Origin of the sequence: Desulfopila sp. IMCC35006, assembly GCF_005116645.1 — a bacterium.
In the GTDB taxonomy this organism is placed as follows: domain Bacteria; phylum Desulfobacterota; class Desulfobulbia; order Desulfobulbales; family Desulfocapsaceae; genus Desulforhopalus_A.
In genome coordinates this window covers 1-2,273 of record NZ_SWCM01000037.1, presented here as the reverse complement: position 1 = coordinate 2,273, position 2,273 = coordinate 1, and the positions used below count along the sequence as shown (strand labels likewise).

The window sequence follows — 2,273 nt, the reverse complement described above, 5'->3', positions numbered from 1 at the left end:
AGGTGGAAATCTAAGCTCCAAACTCATTCCGCCGTCTCAGACATGCTTTTGAGGCGGTGGAAAACAACGATCGAAAATCAACATTTTCAAAACGCCACTTTTATGCATTATCACGCCGCCGCTAACAGTAGTGCTCACTGGCTGCCAGATCAGCAATGGTTTGCGGGATAGCACAGGGAACTTTCTTCTTTTTTAACTGTTCTTGCCCTTCCTTGGAAGTTCTGGATACCATCCAATGTTCGATTTCTGCATTGAGTTGAATGCCAATCTCGGAGTTTATTGCCTCTGTTGAACAGCCGGCCAATGTATATGGAAACTTCTCAGTATCTATTCCCATGGCATTTAACGCACGGTTATATACTGCAGGTCCAAAAGCACCAAGATAGAGGTACCCATCTTTAGTTTTGTACAGATTCCCTGGTTGGAAAATGGGTACTTTGTTTCCGGCACGTTGTTTGACCGTGCCAAGCTGAAAGTAATTTACAAAGGAATCATTGAGAATCTTACTCATTGTTTCTATTTGAGCAACATCAACAGCTTGACCTTCACCGGTTTTTTCTGCATGCCGAAGCGCCATGAGAATTGCGTTTACACAGAATGAGGCAGTCAGATAGTCGTTGATAAACGAAGTCGCATGGGAAGGTGGACTCGGCTCAGGAAAACCATTAATAAACATATAACCGCCTTCCGCCTGGCCTACTGGATCGTAGGATGGACGATCACATTCCTCCGGTACCCCGCCGAACTGTGGTCTGCCAAAACCGCTGACATGGGCGATGACCAATTTAGGATTGACCTCAAACAACATAGCATCGGTAATTCCAAGTTTTTCCGTCCAGACCATGTTTTCCATCCAAACGTCGCAATTTTTGATCAAGCTCAGGAAGATCTCTCTGGCCTCTGGAATTTTCATATTTACTTCCAGGGTCAGGCTCAGCTTGTTTCTGCCTTCCTGAATCCAACCTGTACTGACTTTCTGGCTGGCAGGAACCTCCGGACCGGCTAATACGAAGGGCTTCTCTTCACTGTCACCTGCCATGATAATTGGGGCTTGGTTGCGATAGGGGTCTCCCACCTTCGGTCGTTCAACATGAATGACTTCTGCACCGTATTCTGCGAGTAAACTTGCAGCAAACGGTGCAGCAACGATACTGCCAGTCAACAAGACCCTCATTCCCGAAAGAGGTCCGTAGGTGGGGATTATAGCTGGTGCCGGAACGCGATTAACATTTTGCCATCTTTCCATGTGTATCCTCTCCTTGATGTAAGAGTGCTTCTTTGAAGTTTCCGGTTTCAAAATCCAGAGGCTCAAACGACTACAAAGTGAATGCATTATAGCCACATTATAGCTAATAGTTATATTGTAGCTACACGGAAGTCAAGGAAAAAATTTGGGTGACCCAAGAAGCTTAACTTTTTAATTATTTGATATTAAAGCAAAAAAAGAAAATTCCTATTGATCAGGAATATTTCTCAAAGGCGACTCTGAAAGAGTATCGGAGTGTTAATTATGGGTTAGCGTTTCGAAAATTAGGCTGGGTTGTTCGGACTATTTTTTTATTGGAGTACTGCAACAACAAGTCAATGCGCAAAGAAATCGGGGCTGCCACTACAAAAATAGAATCTTTGCATGCCGTTTGTGGTTGGATATCATTTGATGGGCAACATTGTCCTGTTGGATAATGTGGTGGACCTGACAAAAGTAATCAATTAGATGGTCAATGAAAGGCTATGAGGGTAAACCTGAGTTTGTGCGACGATTAAATCCATACATAACAGCGGTTACAGATGATGCAGCACCATCAACAGGCAAACTCTGGTCCAGCCTGCACGCGATCTTCCTGCTTATAGGACGGCAGAGGGATCGATAGATGACAGACGACCAGAGTTGCTCCCCTAGAAATCAAGTCCGTATTTATCACCAGTAAAGATGATTACATATTCGACAAGCGACCCTGAAAGCAGATAAGCGAAGACTTCGATAGCTGGCTATGTTTGCCGGGTCAGCGACGCTGAAGATGGGATCATATCTGCTGGCCTTTGGTGAACATTTTGTACAATCAACTGAGATCAAGATGAGTGATACGTCACATTACAAATCAATGCGTTACCAGTTGAGATCAAAATGTTCCCCAGAAATTCGGGCTAGGCTACATATTTTCCCGCAGCAGAAATTGATCCGGCTATTTTGCTTCTGATCGTGATGATATCTATCGGAGTGTGCTGGGTGAGCTTGCTGAGATTTTTCTGCATCTGCACCAGAGTACTTCCGG

Annotated in this window: 2 protein-coding genes; one reads left to right on the top strand and one right to left on the bottom strand. The window is 44.5% G+C overall.

Annotated features, from left to right (window positions below):
• Positions 1 to 121: 121 nt before the first annotated feature.
• Positions 122 to 1,174, bottom strand: coding sequence for a CaiB/BaiF CoA-transferase family protein (locus FCL47_RS24040; protein WP_255580845.1), 1,053 nt, complete (start codon positions 1,172 to 1,174; stop codon positions 122 to 124).
• A gap of 251 nt (positions 1,175 to 1,425) precedes the next feature.
• Between FCL47_RS24040 and FCL47_RS25780 the strand changes: the two genes are divergently transcribed.
• A complete protein-coding gene (locus FCL47_RS25780; RefSeq protein ID WP_136816267.1) occupies positions 1,426 to 1,683 on the top strand; it encodes a Tn3 family transposase in 258 nt (85 codons plus the stop codon).
• Positions 1,684 to 2,273: the final 590 nt, after the last annotated feature.